This is a genomic window from Pseudomonas sp. Pse35 (assembly GCF_024519715.1).
In the GTDB taxonomy this organism is placed as follows: Bacteria; Pseudomonadota; Gammaproteobacteria; order Pseudomonadales; family Pseudomonadaceae; genus Aquipseudomonas; species Aquipseudomonas paracarnis.
Genome location: NZ_JALJRP010000047.1, coordinates 1 through 21,507 on the forward strand (window position 1 = coordinate 1; position 21,507 = coordinate 21,507).

General features: G+C 58.3%; 20 protein-coding genes and 2 pseudogenes. 7 read left to right on the top strand and 15 right to left on the bottom strand.

Annotation, left to right across the window (positions count from 1 at the left end):
- Positions 1-786: 786 nt before the first annotated feature.
- Positions 787-2,532, top strand: coding sequence for an S-type pyocin domain-containing protein (locus tag OC445_RS25220; RefSeq protein ID WP_410055964.1), 1,746 nt, complete (start codon positions 787-789; stop codon positions 2,530-2,532).
- A gap of 1 nt (position 2,533) precedes the next feature.
- Positions 2,534-2,803 (top strand): hypothetical protein, encoded by a 270-nt coding sequence (locus OC445_RS25225; RefSeq protein ID WP_034126525.1) that lies wholly within the window; start codon positions 2,534-2,536, stop codon positions 2,801-2,803.
- 76 nt (positions 2,804-2,879) lie between these two features.
- Here the strand turns inward: OC445_RS25225 and tnpC are convergent.
- Positions 2,880-3,587: pseudogene (tnpC, locus tag OC445_RS25230) on the bottom strand (IS66 family transposase); the annotation flags it as partial.
- A gap of 45 nt (positions 3,588-3,632) precedes the next feature.
- Here tnpC and OC445_RS25235 point away from each other — a divergent pair.
- Positions 3,633-4,202, top strand: a pseudogene (locus OC445_RS25235) (transposase); the annotation flags it as partial.
- Positions 4,203-4,258: 56 nt separating this feature from the next.
- Here OC445_RS25235 and OC445_RS25240 read toward each other — a convergent pair.
- Positions 4,259-5,041, bottom strand: a complete 783-nt coding sequence (locus OC445_RS25240) for a class I SAM-dependent methyltransferase (RefSeq protein WP_014717213.1) — start codon at positions 5,039-5,041, stop codon at positions 4,259-4,261.
- Positions 5,042-5,137: 96 nt separating this feature from the next.
- Between OC445_RS25240 and OC445_RS25245 the strand changes: the two genes are divergently transcribed.
- Positions 5,138-5,758, top strand: coding sequence for a hypothetical protein (locus tag OC445_RS25245; protein WP_054897119.1), 621 nt, complete (start codon positions 5,138-5,140; stop codon positions 5,756-5,758).
- Between the two features lie 3 nt (positions 5,759-5,761).
- Here OC445_RS25245 and OC445_RS25250 read toward each other — a convergent pair whose 3' ends face one another.
- From OC445_RS25250 to ppc, 6 genes are all read right to left on the bottom strand, one after another.
- Positions 5,762-6,448 carry an extensin family protein gene (locus tag OC445_RS25250; RefSeq protein ID WP_054897118.1) on the bottom strand — a complete coding sequence of 229 codons (687 nt, stop codon included), beginning with the start codon at positions 6,446-6,448 and terminating at the stop codon, positions 5,762-5,764.
- 16 nt (positions 6,449-6,464) lie between these two features.
- Positions 6,465-7,325 (bottom strand): DUF72 domain-containing protein, encoded by an 861-nt coding sequence (locus OC445_RS25255; RefSeq protein WP_038449171.1) that lies wholly within the window; start codon positions 7,323-7,325, stop codon positions 6,465-6,467.
- The gene (locus OC445_RS25260) at positions 7,325-7,627 is read right to left on the bottom strand and encodes a hypothetical protein (RefSeq protein ID WP_034126521.1); all 303 of its coding nucleotides are present in this window, start codon (positions 7,625-7,627) and stop codon (positions 7,325-7,327) included. The genes OC445_RS25255 and OC445_RS25260 overlap by 1 nt, the downstream gene beginning before the upstream one ends.
- 160 nt (positions 7,628-7,787) lie before the next feature.
- Positions 7,788-8,474 (bottom strand): tRNA (adenosine(37)-N6)-threonylcarbamoyltransferase complex dimerization subunit type 1 TsaB, encoded by a 687-nt coding sequence (gene tsaB, locus OC445_RS25265; protein WP_034126520.1) that lies wholly within the window; start codon positions 8,472-8,474, stop codon positions 7,788-7,790.
- Positions 8,475-8,564: 90 nt separating this feature from the next.
- Positions 8,565-9,212: an adenylate kinase gene (gene adk, locus OC445_RS25270; protein WP_054897117.1), complete on the bottom strand. Its 648-nt coding sequence runs from the start codon at positions 9,210-9,212 to the stop codon at positions 8,565-8,567.
- A 280-nt stretch (positions 9,213-9,492) separates the two neighbouring features.
- The gene (gene ppc / locus OC445_RS25275; protein WP_034126519.1) at positions 9,493-12,138 is read right to left on the bottom strand and encodes a phosphoenolpyruvate carboxylase; all 2,646 of its coding nucleotides are present in this window, start codon (positions 12,136-12,138) and stop codon (positions 9,493-9,495) included.
- A 197-nt stretch (positions 12,139-12,335) separates the two neighbouring features.
- Here ppc and OC445_RS25280 point away from each other — a divergent pair, with 197 nt between their 5' ends.
- From OC445_RS25280 to OC445_RS25290, 3 genes are all read left to right on the top strand, one after another.
- A complete protein-coding gene (locus tag OC445_RS25280) occupies positions 12,336-12,680 on the top strand; it encodes a hypothetical protein (protein ID WP_034126518.1) in 345 nt (114 codons plus the stop codon).
- A 283-nt stretch (positions 12,681-12,963) separates the two neighbouring features.
- Positions 12,964-13,389 carry a DUF4398 domain-containing protein gene (locus OC445_RS25285; RefSeq protein ID WP_034126517.1) on the top strand — a complete coding sequence of 142 codons (426 nt, stop codon included), beginning with the start codon at positions 12,964-12,966 and terminating at the stop codon, positions 13,387-13,389.
- A 56-nt stretch (positions 13,390-13,445) separates the two neighbouring features.
- Entirely contained in the window at positions 13,446-14,231 is a 786-nt protein-coding gene (locus tag OC445_RS25290) for an OmpA family protein (protein ID WP_034126516.1), read from the top strand.
- 292 nt (positions 14,232-14,523) lie between these two features.
- Here OC445_RS25290 and OC445_RS25295 read toward each other — a convergent pair whose 3' ends face one another.
- The 7 genes from OC445_RS25295 to prfB all read right to left on the bottom strand — a co-directional run bounded on the left by OC445_RS25295 (position 14,524) and on the right by prfB (position 21,280).
- A complete protein-coding gene (locus tag OC445_RS25295) occupies positions 14,524-14,844 on the bottom strand; it encodes a hypothetical protein (RefSeq protein ID WP_054897116.1) in 321 nt (106 codons plus the stop codon).
- Positions 14,845-14,953: 109 nt separating this feature from the next.
- A complete protein-coding gene (locus tag OC445_RS25300) occupies positions 14,954-15,280 on the bottom strand; it encodes a hypothetical protein (RefSeq protein WP_034126513.1) in 327 nt (108 codons plus the stop codon).
- Complete coding sequence (locus OC445_RS25305) at positions 15,277-16,182, bottom strand: alpha/beta hydrolase (protein ID WP_054897115.1); 906 nt, start codon at positions 16,180-16,182, stop codon at positions 15,277-15,279. The genes OC445_RS25300 and OC445_RS25305 overlap by 4 nt, the downstream gene beginning before the upstream one ends.
- 154 nt (positions 16,183-16,336) lie before the next feature.
- Positions 16,337-17,614, bottom strand: coding sequence for a flavohemoglobin expression-modulating QEGLA motif protein (locus tag OC445_RS25310; protein ID WP_014717201.1), 1,278 nt, complete (start codon positions 17,612-17,614; stop codon positions 16,337-16,339).
- 128 nt (positions 17,615-17,742) lie between these two features.
- Entirely contained in the window at positions 17,743-18,459 is a 717-nt protein-coding gene (locus OC445_RS25315) for a TetR/AcrR family transcriptional regulator (protein WP_169918944.1), read from the bottom strand.
- A gap of 143 nt (positions 18,460-18,602) precedes the next feature.
- Complete coding sequence (gene lysS, locus OC445_RS25320) at positions 18,603-20,105, bottom strand: lysine--tRNA ligase (RefSeq protein WP_003189082.1); 1,503 nt, start codon at positions 20,103-20,105, stop codon at positions 18,603-18,605.
- 79 nt (positions 20,106-20,184) lie between these two features.
- A protein-coding gene (gene prfB / locus OC445_RS25325; protein WP_096001736.1) for a peptide chain release factor 2 occupies positions 20,185-21,280 on the bottom strand; the annotation gives its coding sequence in 2 pieces (ribosomal slippage) (positions 20,185-21,207 and positions 21,209-21,280; 1,095 coding nt in all).
- Positions 21,281-21,507: the final 227 nt, after the last annotated feature.

The following is a 21,507-nucleotide window of genomic DNA, read 5'->3' on the forward strand; positions in this document are numbered from 1 at the left end:
CCTGGGCCGGCATCCCGGCTTTTGCAAAGTGAGCCGCCGTCAGGGCGGAACCCTAAGTGTAGCGGCTCGCGTTTGAAAACACGCGGGCTCGCATTCAGCGGCATTTCTGGCTCACATTAACTGCAACCAGCCAAAGGCTCCGGCTCACATTAATTGCAAATGGGCTTGCATTCGACGCCGTAGACTCGCGTTCCATTGTGACGGGCTCACATTATCTGCAAATGACCGGCAGTGGTTGCGGTCACAGAGGTGTGCTCCCCCCACCGTCAAGCTCAGAGCCGTATCGTAAGGAATAGTGACCACTACCGTTTGTCGGTCGCGATATGCATAAGTGCATTTTTTGTTTCCCCTTGATACTGGATACCCATACAGTATTAATGCGATATGGTGAAAAGTGGAGAAGACGGGGATTCTCGTTCGTTGAGCTTCTCAAAAACTGACAACCCAAGAGGCGAAGCCGTTCATCAGAGAGTAGTAAGGCAACGAGAGAACCATCCGTCCATCCTACTGAGATGTACAAAGCTCTTATGCTGTACCTAGCGAAAAGGAGAATTCACTATGGCTAATGGCGATACGATTCATCTGCCAGAAATTGAAATCAATGCTATTAATAAATATGAACCTCAGACATTCGGAGGGGGTGGTGGTGACAGTGATTTTTCACATAGTCACACCGGACAGCTCATTAACGTTGCAACGCGTACTTATGTGCTTAACACATACCCTCCCATCATTTCCCAGAATGTTAAGGACCAGGAGGCAAGCTTTGCAGCGAATCTTCAGTCGATGCCTGAATCTATTGCACAAAGCATTACTGCAATAGAACAAAATGAAGGCAGTCCCGCGAGCGAAGTCGAGAAAATCGAACAGCATATTCGTTCGGTAGATACGCTAATTGCTCAAAAAGCACAGGCTGCTGCTGCTCAAAAAGTGATTGCTGATAAGTACTACTATGGAGACTTCTTTTATTATCCGACGATGCAGTTTATTAAAGATGCAATCAGCGGAAGCAAGACAAATTACCCTCCGGATAAAAATTATAAAGAATGGTACGCCTCACTTGAGGCTTCGTATGCTGCAAAATATAGCAACCGCGAGATCGACTATTTGAATGCCCTGAAGCAGAACCTTCAGGCACAGGCTAATCAAGCACGTGCAGACGCCGAGGCTAAACGTATTGCCGATGAGGCGGCAGCTGCGGAAGCCGCAAGGGTTGCAGCTGAGGCTGAAGCCAAACGCGTGGCTGATGAGGCAGCCGCTGCTGAAGCGGCGCGAGTAGCGGCAGAGGCAGAAGCTAAGCGTATCGCTGATGAGGCCGCTGCAGCAGAAGCTGCCAGGTTAGCCGCCGAAGCTGAAGCCAAGCGCATTGCTGATGAAGCGGCCGCTGCAGAGGCAGCAAGAATTGCTGCTGAAGCTGCAGCACTTAAAGCCGCTAATACGTATAGGCTCCCCGCTGACGGTGCGAGTCAGTTAAGTACTGCGGCTGGCTCTATCGCCATTACTGCCGGTTCAGGTCTTACGCTGGATGCGGCTATTCAGGCTGCAAAGGTAGCCTTAGGCACTGTTGTAAGTGCTGCCACGGCAGTGGGCATTGGCGCGCTGGTCTATTCACCATCACTGGGTAATGGTGAGCTACCTTCGACCATGCTTAACACGCCGGCCAAGGATTTAGCGCCTAATCTTCCCGAAAATCTTGCCGAGATCGCCGCGGCGGGAGGAACTGTGGATGTGCCCTACCGAATTTATGGCGATCAGTCCAAATACTCGGTAGTGGCCACCCAGCCCACTGGAGGGTTAGCACCTACCGTCCCGGTAAGAGCGCTAGTGCTTGATCCTGTGGCCAATGCCTATACGTTCACTACAACTGACTCACCACCGATCACCCTGACGTTCCCAATCGGAGTACCAGGTAATAGCTCGACGGCGACGCCTGCGCAGCCTGTCGAAACCCCGGTGTATACCGGGATTACACTGACACCGATTGAGGTCAAAGCTGAGCCGTTTCCGGTAGTCGGCCAGTTGGATATTCGGGACGCTATTTACGTTTACCCCGCAGATTCGGGTTTACCGCCGATTTATGCGGTATTTAGTAGTCCGTACGAAGGGGCTACCACCAAAGGTGAGCACAGCGGTCGGATGTACAATCCTGATAAGGCGGGCGGCCCCATTCAGAGTCTAGACTGGACAACCGCAGCGGTGACTCAGGAAGGTATTGACCTCGTTAAGCTGCATACGAGCAGATTCGACCCATCGGACGCAAATGTTGTGATGATTGACCGTCTGGAAAAAATCCTAACTGGCGAATTGGCCATTACCGATGTCGATAAGCGATTTTACACCCATGAGATTCGTGAGCTAGAGCGGTATAGGGCTCTAGGTATAACGGATGGAGTGAAACCGAACGACGATGGCGCCACTTGGAATAATACTCATGCCGCGACTTTAGAGGATTTCAAGCTTAAAGATGCTGACGAATTACTCTATACGCCAGAAGCTATAGTCGCAGAAAACAAACAAATATACGGAGAATAACATGAGCAACATCAATGATATTGTAAACTCTGAATCCCCAAGAGATGTCGTTCTTTTTATAGTAAGAAATAAGTCAATTTCATATCCGATGCTGGATCGACTATATAACAGGAATGGCTGGGTAAATATTGGTAATAATCTTGAGCTATTAAAGCTTGTTCATAACATGAGACTGGAAGGGCTGATTGATAATTCTGATGGGGGAATTAAAAAAGGTCCTAATTGGAAAGAGCCAGCCTTTATGGCTGAGAATAAGTATACGCTTGAGTGATATGTAGGTCTGCAAAAGAAAGCCCAGCTCAAGCTGGGCTTTCTTTGTAAGCGTACGGGCAAACCGTCTTGCACGACTAAGCCGGACGCCACCTATGCGGCAGCAACTCTGCAATCTCACTTGCCCGCTGCGTAGGCAGGCGCGTCAGCACATCCTTCAGGTAGGCCTAGGGATCGTGCCCATTGTTCCGGGCCGACTGAATCAAACTCATGATCGCAGCGGCGCGTTTGCCGCTGCGTAGCGACCCAGCAAAGAGCCAGTTCTTGCGCCCCAGCGCCCAAGGCCGTATCTGGTTCTCACACCAGTTATTATCAATAGGCACGGCCCCGTCATCGAGGTAGCGCGACAGCGCCGTCCAGCGTTTCAAGCTGTAATCCAAGGCTTTGCCAATGGCCGAACCGTTATGCACGATGTCGCGCTGGGCAACCATCCAGGCATGCAACGCATCCATCACGGGTACCGCCTTTTCCTGCCGTATTCGGCGGCGTATGTCCGGTTCTAGATCCTCGATTTCCCCCTCGATCTCGTACAGCGCCTGCATGTAACGCAAGGCTTGCTCAGCCAGCGCGCTCTTGTGAGTCGCATGCAGTTCGAAGAACTTGCGCCGGGCATGAGCCATGCAGCCGATTTCAGTCACGCCGAGTTCGAAGCTGGCCTTGTAATCGCCGAAATAATCGCAGACCAGCTTGCCCTTCCAGTCTTGTAGGAAGTTACGCGCATGCTCGCCGGCCCGGCTGAGGCTGAAGTCGTAAACTACAGCCGAGGTTTCGCAAAACGGGCTGGTCCTTCGGCGGTTGCGTCAGGAAGGTGTGTTGGCCGGACGGATACGCTTCGCCGACGTGCCGCACTGGTGAAGATGCGTGTTGCTCTGAACCAGAGCTGGGCAGGTGAGCCTTTGCTCAAAGCCTCGTCCAAGAGCATTTCAGCTTGTCTTGATAGACATGAAGCGCTCATTGAAAAACGGATATTAGCTGCTGTCACTGAAGCGGGTGTCTTGCATCAAGTCAGGCGCTGCCAAGCCGTAGAAGGCATTGGTTTTCTTACGGCAGTTGCACTGACTATGGCCTTTCAACGAGGAGAGTTTGAAAGTGCTGACGCTTACATTGCTTTTCTGGGAATGGACTTGAGGGTGTCCGACTCAGGGCAAATGAACGGACGTCGTTCGTTAAGCAAGAAAGGAGACTCAGAGATCCGCAGGTTGCTGCATAACGCGGCGTCAGCCGGTATTAGGTCAGAAGCCTGGAAGCCTTTATACGAGGGCTATCTGGCCAGGGGCCTGAAAACAACTCTAGCCCTGGTCATCATCGCCCGCAAGTTAGCGCGTATCGCCTTTTCGCTCATGAAAAACCAGAGCGAGTACCAATCAAAAGCGGGTTTGGGGGCTTCCCTCCAACCATAGAATCTCCCACATTTGGATTGCGGCGCGCCAGGGAGATAAGTGCTGCTGTTTGCAGCTTACGGCTTAAGCGCTTTCTTGGGATAAATGTCGTAGCGGCTGGACTTGCCATCCAGCGCATGGCTTGGCTTCGGCCCCTCAATACAGGGTGCCTTGCGCGGCCGCTTGACCACCACCCGATGGCTGGCCAAAGCCAGAGCGGCCGCGAGCAACGCCGGTGCATCCGGATCATCACCCACCAACGGCCGAAACAGGCGCATTTCCTTCTTCACCAGCGCAGTTTTCTCACGGTGCGGAAACATCGGGTCCAGGTAGATCACCTGAGGCGGCTCGCCCTGCCAATTGAGCATCACGTCGATGGAATTGCCCTTGAGCAGCTTCATGCGCGCCACAATCGGCGCCACGTCAAAATCCTCTGCAGCGCGGGCCAGGCCATCTTCGAGCAAGGCGCCGATCAACGGCTGGCGCTCGATCAGGCTCATCTCACACCCGAGGCTGGCCAGCACGAACGCGTCCTTGCCCAAGCCAGCCGTGGCGTCCAGCACTCGCGGGCGCACGCCCTGGGCGATGCCCACCGCCTTGGCGATCATCTGCCCGCTGCCACCACCATACAATCGCCGATGCGCCGCGCCGCCTTCGACAAAGTCGACACGCACCGGCCCTGGCGCATCAGGCCCAAGCTGTTGCAACTGCAAACCGTGCTCCCCCACTTGCAGGGAAAAATCCGCATCGGCCACCTGCAGAGGCAACCCCAGCAGCGAAGCCCACTGTTCAGCGCGGGCCTGGAAGCTGTCAGCCAAGGCTTGGACCTGGATGCGGCTGGCCGCTGGTTGTTCGTTCATCAATCGCCACGCTCAAAAAAATTAAGGATCGGCAAACAACAGCCGATAAAAATTACAGTCAGGTATTTTGCCAGAGCTGAGCGTCGACCGAGAAAAATGTCAGACATTCTTCCCCTTTCCATCGGTGTACTGCCGACCCACAACCATTACGGCCTGCGCAATACCCAAGCGCTGGCCGGGGTGAGTCATGTGTGGCAGGACTTCTTTGCCCGCGCGTTGGCCGAGCAGCTCGGTGAAACGCCGGACGCGCTCGCCGCCAAGGCGCCCGCCCCGGCAGACCCGGCAGTTGAACCCCGCGAAGGCGCCGACCTGCTGGCGCAGATCCTCACCCAGCGTGAGTGCGATGTGAAAGACACCGAGATCACCCCGCCGGAGCCGCTCTTCCTGCCGATTGCCGAGTTCGAAACCGAGCTGCTGCCACCGGCCGCGACGCCGTTCCCGGAAGAAGAAGTCATCGCCCAGCAACGCCAACAAGCGTTTGAGAGCGAGTGGGTGCGCCCCATCGTGCTGAACGCCGGCCAACCGCTACCCGAGCCAGGCCCGGCGCCACAACCACGCCCCCTGCACCTGCCAATTGCCGAATTCGAGCTGGACCTGCTGCCACCGGCCGCCACGCCGTACCCCGAAGAAGAACTGCTGGCGCAGCAAAAGGCCCTGGATTTCGATTACTACTGGGCACGCCCGCTGGTGACCCACAACCTGCGCCTGGCCGCCTGAACCCTAGCGACACACCCACCAACGCCCCATGTCGAGATGGAAATGGTTGCGATGAGCCGCGTTGTAGTCCGGGCTCAACACCACGTTGAAATCATCACAGGCGCCATCGCGTACCAAACGCAGGAAACGCGCACTGTCGCTCTGCCCCGGCCAATCCTTGAGCACGCTGATGCTGCGTCCATCCGCCAGGCGAAACCCGGCGATATCCAGGGCATTGGCCGAGGCGTGCTGGCTGAGCCTTCCGTCGGCGCGATTGTAGATATTACGGCAGGCAAAACTGCCCAAATGCTCGACCCGACTCACCGCTTGACCAAACACGGCCTGGGCCGCCGGTTGCAGGCTGTGGCGCTCGAACAATGCGAACGCCACCGCGAGCGGGCAACTGGCGAGAAAGCTGCTGCTCAAGGCCACGTCAGCGCCCTGCACACGCAGAATATTACGCAAGGGGCATGCCGCATCCGCCGATGTATCGGCCTGGCGGCTCACGCGCAGACCAGAGGTGTTCAACACCTGGTCACACAGCGCTGGATCATCCTGCAAACGACTGAGCTTGTAGCGCGTCAACAGGTTGGGGCTCGCTCGCACATCCAAGGGCGCCCAGGGGTTCCATTCAGGCGGCACCCAACCCCGCCAGACAGCCAGCGCAAAGGCGCCCACCAGCACCAGCAACACACTCAATGTCTTGACCATACCCACGGCTCAACCCTCAAAGTAGTCCGAGCTGCTCCGCCACGGGTTCTCGATGCAAGGCAGGCAGCGGCGGTAGCCCTGGCAGGCGCACCATCAGCTTGGCGTGGAAGCGCAGCGCCAGTTGTGCCGCGAGACGATTGTCCGAGGTGTGCAGGAACATATAGGGCGTGCGGCCCTCTTCGATCCAACTGGCGATCTTTTCCACCCAGGGAATCAGGAACGGGTCATTGGCCTCAAGGTCCGGATGCCCGATAAAGCGCACCTGGGGAAACTGCGTCAGGGCCGCTGGGCGCGGTGGCACCCGGGGCTTTTTGGACTGGGCATGCAGCACCGCTTCGGAGGTAGAGGTACAACTGAACAGGGCACGTGGATCGAGGCAGATGCGCTCGACACCGCGATCGCGCAACAGGCGGTTGAGCATGCGCTCAGCATCACCCTTGGCGAAGAACTGTTCATGACGCACCTCCACGGCCAGCGGCCGATCAATGCCATCGAGAAATCCAGCCAGCTCCGCCAGGCGTGGCGGCGTAAAGCTCTTCGAGAGCTGCAGCCACAGCGGTGAAACGCGCTCACCCAAAGGGCTCATCAAGCCGACAAAACTTTCTGCCGCCGGCAACTGTTCACGCAAATCGCCAGCATGGCTGATATCGCCGGGAAATTTGGCGGTGAAGCGAAAATCATCAGGCATGATTTCGGCCCAGCGCTGCACAGTGGCGGCCGAGGGGCGAGCATAAAAAGTGGTATTGCCCTCAACGGCGTTGAAGACCTGGGAATAGAGCCCGAGGTAATCGCTGGAACGTGCCTCAACGGGATACAGGTACTCGCGCCAGGCGTTTTCACTCCAGGACGGGCAGCCGATGTAATAAGGCAAACGCATCAGATATGGATATCGAGACCCAGCACTTCCATATCCCATTCGACAAAGCCGGCGGTGGTCAGGTAGCTGGCCAAGGCGGTGGCAACGCTTTTGCTCATGGAACGGGGAAAGACCATGTCTTGCTGACGGGCAGGAACGCCGCTTATGCGTGCGCTCGAGGCGCCTTGAGCTTTGGAAGGCGTATCGGTGTGTACTTCGATGAAGTCCGGTGAATCCTCGACGGACTCGTCTACCGTCACGCTCGCCTTGCGCGGCTTACGCTTGAGGGGGTACGACTGTGAGGAAAAACCGTCTATACGCATACATGCAGACTCGGTATCAATGATGGCAATTTAGCGGCACTTTCCATGGCGCGCAAATGCTCTGGTGATAACTAGAACACATAATTTGTAAAAGGTTTAAAAACCCAGGCAAATTCTGACGATTGGCGAAATTTGCCGCGTAACACCCACATTTTTGGCGTCAAATAATCCCGCGTTCGGCCTTGGTCTGCGCGACTTTATCGCGCAGGTACACCGGTGCTGCCTGGTCCGCCGCAATCGCCTCGCCGCGCTCGAATGCGAAACGTGCCAACGCCAGCAGGTCTTCGGCGTGTGGCAACATCGCTGCGTCCTGCTCGGCACACGTCACCTTGATGCGTTCGCCATAACCCCAGCCCGTGCCGGCACCGAACCAATCACCGCTGGCGTCAGCGGGCAACTGCGCCGCTTCGGGGGCCAGCACCGCTTCCGCACCGACCAGGCGCATTTCGCCTGCGGTCTCACGGTAGCAACCCCAGTAAACCTCATCCATGCGCGCATCAATTGCCGCTGCCACCTGCGATGCCCCGTGCTCACGCAACGCACGCTGGGCCAGTACCGCCAGGTTGGACACCGGCAACACCGGGCGCTCCAGCGCAAAGGCCAGGCCCTGCACCACGCCGATGGCGATGCGCACGCCAGTGAATGCACCGGGGCCACGGCCGAACGCGATGGCATCCACCGCCGCTAGGGTGGTCCCGGCGTCTTCAAGCAATTGCTTGATCATCGGCAACAATTTCTGCGCGTGCAGGCGCGGGATCACCTCGTAGTGGCTCGTGACCTTGCCATCGTGCAGCAAGGCAACGGAGCAAGCTTCAGTCGCGGTGTCCAGGGCCAGCAGGGTACTCATCGGTGTGGGTGTCCAAGTCGGAAAAAAGTGCGCCAGTATAAACAACAACGACCCGCAAGCGGGCCGTTGTCTGTGCCGCTGATCAAGGGATCAGCTCAGTGCTTGCAGCACCTTGGCGGTGATGGCCTCTACCGAGCCCACACCAGGGATGTGGCTGTATTTCGGCTTGCCTTGGGCTGCGGACAGCTTCTGGTAGAAGTCCACCAGGGGCTTGGTCTGGGAATGGTAGACCGACAGGCGATGACGCACGGTTTCTTCGGTGTCGTCTTTACGCTGCACCAGGTCTTCGCCGGTGACATCGTCCTTGCCTTCCACTTTCGGCGGGTTGTAGTCGATGTGGTACACGCGGCCAGAGCCTTCGTGAACACGACGGCCAGCGATACGCTGGACGATCTCTTCGTCTTCAACCGCGATTTCGACCACGGCGTCCAACTCCACGCCCGCCTTCACCAAGGCTTCAGCCTGGGGAATGGTGCGTGGGAAGCCGTCGAACAGGAAACCGTTCTTGCAGTCTTCCTGGCTGATGCGTTCCTTGACCAGGTTGATGATCAGGTCATCGGAGACCAGGCCGCCGCTGTCCATCACGCTCTTGGCGATCAGGCCCAGTTCGGTGCCAGCCTTGACGGCCGCACGCAGCATGTCGCCGGTGGAGATTTGTGGAATGCCGAATTTTTCAGTGATGAACTTTGCCTGAGTACCTTTACCGGCCCCGGGAGCTCCCAGCAGAATGACGCGCATCGATGTGCTCCTCAATTTTTTATAGAGATGACGCTCGGATTCGCCGCGTGGGGCCAATCTCGTAAAAATGTGGTTCTAGGCCGATCAAACGGCCAAAGGCTGATCAAGATACACAGCGGGCCCTCACCATACAAGCCGCCAAAAGTCGGAGAAACCCGCGCCGCACATGCGTCAGCGCCAGGGTGTGCCTGAGCGCAACCCACCCTCTCAAACGACGACCGCCCGTTTCCGGGCGGTCGTCGCGGTTTATCCGCAAGCCATTGAGTACACGCAAAAAACCTCAGCCGGTGTTGCGCAAACCGGCCGCGATACCGGCCACGGACACCAGCAGCGCCTGTTCCAGAGGGCTGTCTTGGGCAGCCTCCTGCTGACGGGAACGTGCCAGCAACTCGGCCTGCAACAGGTGCAAGGGGTCGAGGTAGGTGTTGCGCAGGCGGATGAACTCCAGGGTGTCGGGGCTATGGGCCAGCAGCTGCGACTGGCCGGTCAGGCCAAGCACCACGTCACACGCCTGCGACAATAGGTCGCGTAAGTGCGCACCCAATGCCAGCAGGTCCGGCTGCACCAGGCGCTCATCATAAAGACGGGCGATATCGGCATCGGCCTTGGCCAGGACCATTTCCAGCATGTCGATGCGCGTGCGAAAGAACGGCCACTGCTCGCGCATCTGCCCCAGCAATTGACCTTCACCGCGCTCCAGCGCCTTGCTCAGTGCCGCTTCCCAGCCGAGCCAGGCGGGCAGCATCAGGCGCGTCTGGGTCCAGCCAAAGATCCATGGGATGGCGCGCAAGCTCTCAATCCCGCCCGCACGACGCTTGGCCGGGCGACTGCCCAAAGGCAAACGGCCCAACTCCTGCTCCGGCGTGGACTGGCGGAAGTACTCGACGAACTGCGGATTTTCCCGCACCACGGCACGGTATGCGCTGACACCGTCTGCCGCCAGTTCGTCCATCAGATGACGCCAGGCAGGCTCGGGAGGCGGCGGCGGTAACAGGGTCGCTTCCAGTACCGCGGCCAGGTAGAGATTGAGGTTCTGCTCAGCGATATCCGGCAGGCCGAATTTGAAGCGAATCATCTCTCCCTGCTCAGTGGTGCGGAACCGCCCCGCTACCGAGCCCGGTGGCTGCGACAGGATGGCAGCGTGCGCCGGGCCACCGCCACGGCCAACGGTGCCTCCGCGACCGTGGAACAACAACAGCTCCACCTGTTGCTCGCGGCAGATATCCACCAGGCGCTCCTGGGCGCGGTACTGTGCCCAGGCGGCGGCCGTGGTGCCGGCGTCCTTGGCCGAGTCCGAGTAGCCAATCATCACTTCCTGCGGGCCCTGCAAGCGCGCGCGGTAACCCGGCAGTTGCAACAGACGCTCCATCACCGGCCCGGCGTTGTCCAGGTCGGCCAGGGTCTCGAACAATGGCACTACGCGCATTGGCCGCTGTACGCCGGATTCCTTCAACAGCAGTTGCACCGCCAGCACATCCGACGCGGCGCCGGCCATGGAGATGACATACGAACCTAATGATGCGGCTGGTGCGGCGGCGATTTCCTTGCAGGTATTGAGCACCTCGGCAGTGTCCGCCGAGGGTTTGAAGTAACCCGGCAGCAATGGCCGCCGATTGGTCAGTTCCTGGGTGAGGAAGCTGATACGCGCATCCTCATCCCAGTCCTCATAACGCCCCAGGCCCAGGTAATCGGTGATTTCGGTCATGGCCGCCGAGTGACGGCTGGAGTCCTGGCGCACATCCAGGCGCACCAGGAACAGGCCGAACGTCACGGCACGGCGCAGGCAGTCGAGCAGCGGGCCATCGGCGATCACGCCCATGCCGCATTCGTGCAGGGACTGGTAGCACAGTTGTAGCGGGTCCAGCAGGTCGCGGTTGTTCTGCAACACCTCGGCCGGCGCCGGGGTGGTGCTGGTCAACGAGGTGTGGGCCCACTGGCGCGTGGCGCGCAGGCGTTCACGCAGTTGCTTGAGCAAGGCACGATAAGGTTCGACGCTGTCGCCGACTTTGGCTTGCAACGCCGGGCTGGCCTGTTGCATCGACAGCTCGGAGGCCAGTTGGTCAATGTCACGCAGATACAAATCCGCCGCCATCCAACGCGCCAGCAACAGCACTTCGCGGGTGACCGGCGCGGTGACGTTCGGGTTGCCGTCACGGTCGCCACCCATCCACGAAGCAAAGCGAATCGGTGCAGCCTCCAGGGGCAGGCGCAGGCCGGTGGCGGCGTGCAGGGCCTGGTCGGCCTTGCGCAGGTAATTCGGGATGGCGTGCCACAGCGAATGCTCGATCACCGCAAAGCCCCATTTGGCTTCGTCCACCGGGGTGGGCCGCACCCGACGGATTTCTTCGGTGTGCCAGGCTTCGGCAATCAAGCGTTGCAAGCGCTCGCGAATCTGCTCGCGCTCGGCGGTGGTGAGGTCGCGGTGATCCTGCAAGGCCAGTTGCGCAGCAATGGCATCGTATTTCTGGATCAGCGTGCGGCGGGCCACTTCGGTGGGGTGGGCGGTGAGCACCAGCTCGATGTCCAACCGCGCCAACTGCCGGGCCAGGGATTCATTGCTGTGCCCTTCGCTTTGCAGACGGGCCAGCAACTCCGGCAAGACCCTCGATTCGAACGGCGCGGGTTGCGATTCATCGCGCCGATGAATCAATTGATATTGTTCGGCAATGTTGGCCAGGTTGAGGAACTGGTTGAAGGCTCGGGCCACCGGCAGCAGCTCGTCCTCCTGCAACTGGTTGAGGCTGGCGCTCAACTCATCGCCAGCGGCTTTCTCTGAAACGGCTCCGCGACGGTCGGCCTTGGCGCCTTTGCGGATCTGCTCGATCTTCTCGAGGAAAGCCTCGCCGTACTGCTCTCGAATGGTGTTGCCCAACAGCTCACCCAGCAGGTGAACATCCTCACGCAAGCGTGCATCGATATCACTCATCAGCCAATCTCCAGCCAGAAATCCGGGACGCGCAGGTGCTTCAGAGTGCCGCCGACGTCGGTTTCTGACAAGGCCGAACGCAAACGACTTTAAACCTTGGCGCTTGCAGCTAGTCTCAACGGTGAGTCGCCGCGTCATCCGCGCAGGCGGCTGGTCGCTCATCACCGCCTGCCATCGCAGGCTTTATTGAGGTAGCCATGAAAATTCGAGAACTGGCCCAGCATTGGGAAGAAACCGCCAAGGGTCGTTTGACCAAGACTGAATACGCCATTCATCTGGATGTAGAAGCCGCTGCACGGCTGGCGGCCATTGCCGAGATGTACCCCAAGCGCCATGTCGAAGAACTGCTCGGCGAGTTGATCGGTGCCGCCCTTGAAGAGCTGGAAGCCAGCTTTCCCTACATCCAGGGCCAGCAGGTAATTGCCACCGACGAAGAGGGTGACCCGCTGTATGAAGACGTCGGCCCCACGCCACGCTTTCTTACTTTATCCCGTCGCCACTTACATGATTTGTCGGCCGGCGCTGACGAACAAAAACACTGATAAACATTTATTGACGTCAATTAAACCCACGTATTCCGGGCCTTTTACAGGCCCGGAGGTACCGCTGCGCACCGCGAAAGTTCCATTTTTCAAACACTGACCAATCAGTCAGATATTTTTTTAGGCAAATCGCCATATCCGCTGAACTTTTGAAAAAAGCCTCCGGTCACAGCCAGTAGCCATCACTTGTGGAACGGTCGTTTGAACGGACGCCATGTGCTTTACCGACGGGCCCGAAATCGATACGCCCCGATGGATTTTGATGTTTTTCAGGAGTTATCCAATGGAGTTGAAGACGATGAACACCAGCACTGCCAAATCCTCGTTTAACCACCTGCGCGGGCTCAAATTGGCCGCGCTGGCAATCGGCACCAGCTTCGTTCTGGCTGGCTGCGCCGGCAACCCTCCAACCGAGCAGTACGCCGTAACCCAATCGGCCGTCAACAGCGCAGTCAGCGCCGGCGGTACCGAGTATGCGGCGGTGGAAATGAAGTCGGCCCAGGACAAGCTCAAAGAAGCTGAGATTGCCATGCACGACAAGAACTACGACAAGGCTCGCCAATTGGCTGAACAAGCCGAGTGGGATGCCCGCGTCGCTGAGCGTAAGGCCCAGGCTGCCAAGGCTCAACAGGCTGTGAAGGATTCCCAGAAGGCTGTTGAAGAACTGCGTAAGGAAGGCATGCGCCCAGCTGCAATCATGCAGAAGTAAGCCGCAGCCCCTTGACTGCATCGCACCTGATATCGAATTGAAAGGACGACACGACTATGCGTAAACAATTGATGATCCCTGCCCTGCTGGCGATGAGCGTTGCCTTGGCGGCCTGCTCCACCCCGCCGAACGCGAACCTGGAAAATGCGCGGACCAATTTCTCGTCCCTGCAAACCAACCCGCAAGCCACCAAGCTGGCGGCGCTGGAAACCAAAGACGCCAGCGAATGGCTGGACAAGGCTGACAAGGCCTACCGCGACAAGGAAGACGAGAAGAAAGTCGACCAGTTGGCCTACCTGACCAACCAGCGCGTTGAAGTGGCCAAGGACACCATCGTCCTGCGCGAATCCGAGGCCAAGCTGAAAAACGCTGGTGACGAACGTGCCCGCGCCCTGCTGGACGCTCGTGACGCACAAATCAAGCAACTGCAAAACAGCTTGAACGCCAAACAAACCGATCGCGGCACCCTGGTGACTTTCGGTGACGTGCTGTTCGCCACCAACAAGTCTGATCTGAAATCCAGCGGCCTGGTGAACATCACCAAGCTGGCTCAGTTCCTGCGCGATAACCCAGACCGTAAAGTGATCGTCGAAGGCTATACCGACAGCACCGGTTCCGACTCGTACAACCAGAGCCTGTCTGAGCGTCGTGCCGCTTCTGTTCAGCGTGCACTGGCTCAACAAGGCGTGGATATCTCGCGTATCGTGACCCAGGGTTATGGGAAGGAATACCCGGTTGCCGATAACGGCAGCGTCTCCGGCCGCGCCATGAACCGTCGCGTGGAAGTGACCATTTCCAACGACAACCAGCCGGTCAAGCCACGGTCTTCCGTTGCTAACTGATTGATGCTGGATAAAAAACCCACCTTACGGTGGGTTTTTTTTGGGTTCGTCGAACCCGACTGGACGATGTGTATCTTCGAGCGGCATTTCTATCTTCGCGCTCGATAGCTTGTCCATCAGTTGGCTAAGCTCATGCGTCTGGGCAACTTTGCGTTCCAGTTCTTCATGCCCTCTCGCCATGTTCAACATATTGCGTATCGCAGCAATAGTAATCGCCACTGTCTCGGCCCCAATCTTTATGAGTCATGACGCTTTTGTGGCTTCTGACGCAAGACGGTTCCCGTTATTCATGTTACTGCTGGAAATCAATGGAAATCTTTGCGCTACCTTCGCCACCAGGCTTGCTGCCTTCGCCATCAGCGCCTTTACCCTCTTGGCCTTCCATAGCTTTAAGCTTTTCCTCGAGTTCTTTCAGTAGTTTTTTAAGGTCATCCACAGCGCCTCCCGAACCGCCGCCTCCCTCTGAACCACCGGCACCTTGAGATTGCATCTGACCTATTTGCTTCTTCAGATCCTCAATCTCTTTCTTGAGGCTGCCTACGTCACCGGATTGTTGACCTGCATCTTGAGCGCCAAAACCACCTTGGGAAGGACCAACTCCACTTATAGACATATGTGACTCCAAATCAAGTTAAAGAGTTAACCGAATCAGCGTTGCTGCTCGGTCCCAAATCAGTGGCAACTCACTCAAAATGGTTCCAGCTTTCCCCACACTGCCTGTCCTACTGCTCCAGTTTCGGCGTTTCTTGACCTATACAACGTACGGCCTGCTTCTTGTTGTTCACCAGCACGCCGCTCAAGCCTTTCTGCTCGGTATCAAACATCACCAATACGCCGTCAACACACTGCGCCACTTGCGCGGCCGGGGTCAGGGAGACTTTGTAATCTTCGCCCGGTATGGTCTTGAGCATGGTGAAATCGCTGAGCAGCAACGCATCTTCCGGCTTGGCGAAGTGCAGATAGCCGTAGTACCACAGGCAGCCAACGGTGCCGAGGATGGTACCGATGCCGGTGAGGATCAGCGGGATCATGTTGCGTTCTTCGCTCATTGCGGGCTCTCTGATGAGTCAACTTTAGGAATAGGGTAATTCGGAATTTCCCCCAGGCGACGCAAGCCGTTGAAGTGCTGAGGGTCGTCCAGATAACGCAGCATGACGGTCTGCCAGGTTTTGTCGGCAAAGGTCTGCACATGGCCGCCGCGGGTCAGTTGCAACACCCTGGGCGGTGGCGCCGCTTGATACAGGCGGATCCCATTGGCCACCGGCACGATCGGGTCATCCAGGCTGTGGAACAGCAGCTTGGGCACGCCGGTCAACCGGGGCATGGCATTGATCGCACTGTCGGCGTCGGGCACCAGCCACGACAGCGGCACCTGCAACGGCCAGGTTAACCAGGAAGTGCTCAGGGCGAATTGTCCTACGTCACGATAACTGGCAGGCACGCCATCCAATACCAAGGCTTTTAGTTGGGCTTGACGCTCCGGGTGGGCTGCCAGGTAATGCACCGCCAGTGCACCGCCCAGGCTTTGCCCGAGAATAATCAGCGGTTGACCCTGGGTTTCAGGCGCCTTGTCGATCCAGCCGAAGGCGGCGTCGATATCCTGGTAGATCGCCGGCAACGACGGCTTGCCTTCCGACAGCCCATAGCCGCGATAGTCCAGCAACAGCACTTGATAACCCTGCTCCGGCAACCACCAACTGCCCCCCAGATGCCAGGCGAGGTTGCCGCCGTTGCCGTGCAAATGCAGGACTGTGCCCTTGAGCGGGACACCGGGTTTGGCCGGCAGCCACCAGGCGTGCAGTTTCACGCCATCTGCGGTGGTGAGCGTGACGTCGCGGTATTGCAGGTGGGCTTTTTCCGGGGTGAAGGGTAGGCCGGGCTCGGGGTAGAACAGCAAGGAGCTGCAGCCGTTCAATGTGAGTAGCAGGCATAAAATGCCGAGGATTCTCATCCGTTGAAACCTCGCGAAAGTTCTGAAGACCAGTAAAGATCAAATGTGGGAGCTGGCTTGCCTGCGATAGCGGTCTATCAGTGACTGAGTGCTGGCTGACCCAGCGCTATCGCAGGCAAGCCAGCTCCCACATTTTTTGATTCGGTTTCGTCAGTTACAGGATATTGGAGTAATCCGCCTCGATCCGGTCCAGGCTCAAGTGGTTGAGGAAGTTGGAGAAGCACATCCAGGCCGCCAGCGCGTTCATGTCACGAAACTGCTCCGGCAGGTACTTGGGCGGCACCACCAGGCCTTCGTCGACCAACTGGCGCAGGGTACGCATGTCTTCAAGGGTGGTCTTGCCGCAGAACAGCAGCGGCACTTGCTCCAGCTTGCCTTTGCGCACGGCGAGCTGGATGTAGTTGTAGACCATGATAAAGCCCTTGAGGTAGGACAAATCCTTGGTAAATGGCAGGCCGGTGGGCACCGAACCACGAAATACCCGGCTGGCATTCCCATAGCTTTCGGCCATTTCAAAGCCTTGCTCGCGGAAGAACTCGAATACCTGCAGGAAGTCGGCGCCCTCCTCCACCATATGGATGGCGCGGGTCCGGTTGGTGAGTTTGCGCAGGCGGCTGGGGTAGGAGGCAAACGTGATGATTTCCATCAGGATCGCCAGGCCTTCCTGGGTGACGGTGGACGACGGCGGGCCCTTGGACAGAAACGTGCAGATCGGCTGGTTCTGGCCGTTAAGGGTGGTGCCCACATGCACCAACCCTTCATGCACTTCGAGGGCGCGCACGTCGCGGTCATTGAACATCGCATCGGCGCGGATCTTGATGTAGTCGGCGCCCGCTGCCGCATCGGCGACGATGCCGTCGGACTCGAACACGCGGATGGTCTCTTCGGCTTCACCAAACACCTTGTTCAGGCGCGTTTGCAGCAGGCTGACCGCGTCCTTGGCGGTGAGGGTCTTGGCTTCGTCCTTGAGATCGCCCCGGCCATCGATGTTGTTCAGGTAGTCGGAGAGCATCAGGCCAAGGTCGGCCAGGGTCGGGTCGCCGGCGTGGAACGCATCGGAGGCGGCGCCGTAAAGCTCTTGGGAAATCAGACCGAAGTCCTCGGTGCCGCGCGCTTCAAGCATGCGCACCACCATGCGGTACTCACGGCACATGCGCCGCATGATCTGCCCAACCGGACTGAATTGCCCAAGGCGACGGGTGATGTCGCGCTCGATGTTCTGAAACTCCAGCTTGACCGCACTGGAATCGAACGACAGCGGCCGGTTCAGGTAGTAATCACGGTCTACGGCAGGCATCGCCTTGCCCTTGGCCTTGAGAAATCCCTGACGAATGTTCTCGTCCCATTTCACCGCATCAAGGACGCGGATCGGTGTTTGCGCCAGCACAATGCGATCGGACAAGGTGCGTATCGTCTGCTGGTAATCGTCCACCCGGTGCTTCCTCTTTAAACGTTATTGGCCCACGCGCAGTTAGCGCACGGCTTCACATCTGAGCAGCAGGCCCATCAGAGGTAGGAGCTGGCTTGCCTGCCCCCACCCAAAGCAGATTGCGCACAGGGCTAGGCCGAGGCCAATACCAGGTGCATGTGACGCTTGAGGATTTCAAGCATCTCGTCACCCGTCAAAGGCTCTGCGCCGCCCAACAGGCCCTGATATTCCATCCGACTGATGATAGCCGTCAACACCTTGGCATCCTGCTGTGGCTCACGGGAACCCAATACCTGGAAAAACTGCCCGGTGCCCTGCAACAGGATCTGTTGGTGGGAGCGTACCAGTTCGGCCAGGCGCGGGTTGAGCAGGGCCTCCTGGCGAAAAGCCTGCTCGGCCATCAGGTATTCGCGGCGGTTGGTCAATTGACGCAGCACATAGTCGGCGGTCAGGCGCGCGATATCATCGGCCAGTTGCGAGCGCGACTCCGGGCTGCCATCGCCATAGGCGACCATCTCGCGCAACAGGCCTTCGTTGCGCACCCACAGCTTGCCCATGAAAGCGGCGCTGCGCTCCACGTATTGGGCGAAGGTGTCGGTGAGCAGGTCGTCGATGTCTTTGAAGTAATAGGTGGTGGCCGACAGCGGCACCCCCGCCTCTGCCGCCACTGCCCGATGACGTACGGCCCGCACGCCATCGCGCACGACGATACGCATGGCCGCATCGAGAATGTCTTGCCGGCGCTGCTCGCTGCCCCGCCGACTGGCCTTGCGGCCCTGGTACTGAACACTTTCAGCCACGGCAGCAGCAATGCCGGCGGCACCTTCTTGAGCCATTATGCGGTTCACCACACTTCTTCCTTTAGAGGTGACGCGGAGCGTCACAGAGTGCACTCCCACGCGGAGCGTGGGAACGATCAATGACGAGCACCACTTGAACAGGCCACATAAAAAAGCCGCCTTATAAAAGGCGGCTTCGGATTTCGCTACGGTTACGCTTGTGGCCGCATGTGCGGGAACAGGATCACGTCGCGGATCGACGGCGAGTTGGTCAACAACATCACCAGACGGTCAATGCCGATACCTTCACCGGCAGTCGGCGGCATGCCGTACTCCAGGGCCCGAACGAAGTCGGCATCGTAGTGCATGGCTTCGTCGTCACCGGCGTCCTTGTCGGCCACCTGGGCCATGAAGCGCTCGGCCTGGTCTTCCGCATCGTTAAGCTCGGAATAGGCGTTGGCGATTTCGCGGCCACCGATGAACAGCTCGAAACGGTCGGTGACGTTCGGGTTGTCGTCGTTGCGACGGGCCAGCGGCGACACTTCGAACGGGTATTGGGTAATGAAGTGCGGCTGTTCCAGCTTGTGCTCCACCAATTCTTCGAAAATCATCACCTGCAGCTTGCCCAGGCCTTCGAAGCCCAGCACCTTGGCGCCGGCTTTCTTGGCAATGGCACGGGCCTTGTCGATGTCGTTGAGGTCGTCAGCGGTCAGCTCGGGGTTGTACTTGAGGATCGAGTCGAACACCGACAGGCGCACGAATGGCTCGCCGAAGTGGAACACCTTGTCGCCGTACGGCACGTCAGTGCTGCCCAGCACCAGCTGTGCCAGCTCGCGGAACAGCTCTTCGGTCAGGTCCATGTTGTCTTCGTAGTCGGCGTAGGCCTGGTAGAACTCCAACATGGTGAATTCAGGGTTGTGACGGGTCGAGACGCCTTCGTTACGGAAGTTGCGGTTGATCTCGAACACCTTTTCAAAGCCGCCAACAACAAGCCGCTTGAGGTACAGCTCAGGCGCAATGCGCAGGAACATTTCCATGTCCAGCGCGTTGTGGTGGGTCTCGAACGGCTTGGCTGCGGCACCACCCGGGATGGTCTGCAGCATCGGGGTTTCCACTTCCAGGAAGTCACGCTGCATCAGGAAGCTGCGGATGTGAGCAATGACTTGCGAGCGTACGCGGAAGGTCTGGCGCACGTCTTCGTTGACGATCAGGTCAACGTAGCGCTGGCGATAGCGCTGTTCGGTGTCGGTCAGGCCGTGGTGCTTGTCTGGCAGCGGGCGCAGGGACTTGGTCAGCAGGCGTACATTGGTCATCTCGACGTACAGGTCGCCCTTGCCGGAACGGGCCAGGGTGCCTTCGGCGGCGATGATGTCGCCCATGTCCCAGGTTTTCACCGAGGCCAGGGTTTCTTCGGACAGGGTCTTGCGGTTGACGTAGACCTGGATGCGACCGGTCATGTCCTGGATCACCATGAACGAGCCACGGTTGAGCATGATGCGACCTGCCACCTTGACCGGGATCGCAGCCTCAGCCAGTTCTTCCTTGGTCTTGTCCGCGTATTGCTTCTGCAAGGCATCGCAGTAGTTGTCGCGACGGAAGTCGTTGGGGAAGGCGTTACCCTTGGCGCGCTCGGCAGCAAGCTTTTCCTTCCGCAGGGCGATCAGGGAGTTTTCTTCCTGTTGCAGTGCTTGCGGGTCGAGTTGTTGGTCGCTCATGTCTTTAAATATTCCATCAGGTTCGTTGCCCCCAGCCTTCGGCGGGGGATCGCGGGCAAGCCCGCTCCCACAGAGGGTATTAGAGGCCGGATTTCAGGCTGGCTTCCAGGTATTCGTCGATATCGCCGTCGAGTACCTTGTCGCAGTCGCTGCGTTCGATGTTAGTGCGCAGATCCTTGATCCGCGAGGCATCGAGCACGTACGAACGGATCTGGTGACCCCAGCCGATATCCGACTTGGTGTCTTCCAGCGCCTGGGAAGCGGCGTTGCGCTTCTGCATTTCCTGCTCGTACAACTTGGCCCGCAGCATTTTCATGGCGGTGTCCTTGTTGGCGTGCTGGGAACGTTCGTTCTGGCAACTGACCACGGTGTTGGTCGGTACGTGGGTGATACGTACGGCCGAGTCAGTGGTGTTTACGTGCTGACCACCGGCGCCGGAGGAACGGTAGGTGTCGATCCGCAGGTCGGCCGGGTTGATCTCGATTTCCACTTTGTCGTCGATCTCTGGCGAGACGAACACCGCAGAGAATGAGGTGTGGCGACGGTTGCCGGAGTCGAACGGGCTCTTGCGCACCAGGCGGTGCACGCCGATCTCGGTGCGCAGCCAGCCAAAGGCGTATTCGCCCTTGATGTGTACTGTCGCACCCTTGATACCGGCCACTTCACCGGCGGACAGTTCCATGATGGTCGCGTCGAAACCGCGCTTGTCGGCCCAGCGCAGGTACATGCGCAGCAGGATGTTGGCCCAGTCCTGGGCTTCGGTGCCACCGGAACCGGCCTGGATATCCAGGTAGGCGTTGTTCGGGTCCATTTCGTGGCTGAACATGCGGCGGAATTCAAGCTTGGCGAGGTTTTCCTCGAGACGGGCCAGCTCGGCGACAACATCGCCCACTGCGCCTTCGTCGTTTTCTTCGACGGCCATGTCCAGCAGGTCGCGGCAATCACCCAGGCCGGTGTTCAGTTCGTCGAGGGTATCGACAATCTGTGCCAGCGCAGCGCGCTCGCGCCCCAGTTCCTGGGCGTATTCAGGTTTGTTCCAGACACTCGGATCTTCAAGCTCGCGATTGACCTCGGTCAGACGCTCATGCTTTTGATCGTAGTCAAAGATACCCCCGAATAGTTTCGGAGCGCTCGGACAGGTCCTTGATGGTGTTAAGGATCGGGTTGATTTCCATGGCGGGCAGCACTCGTTGGCGAACTTTTGAAAGCCGGCGAGTATAACGGCAAACGGCTGGAAACGGCAGCCCGCTTGGTCGATTCTGCCAAGACAGCGCTTGCCTCTCGTCACGCTTGCTTCGGTGACGGATACGCGACCATCAGAGCATTTCCTATAGATTGACGATGCCGCGCGTTAGAAAACCCGACCTACTACTCGCTAAAACCAGACCGTTCATCTGTTTAT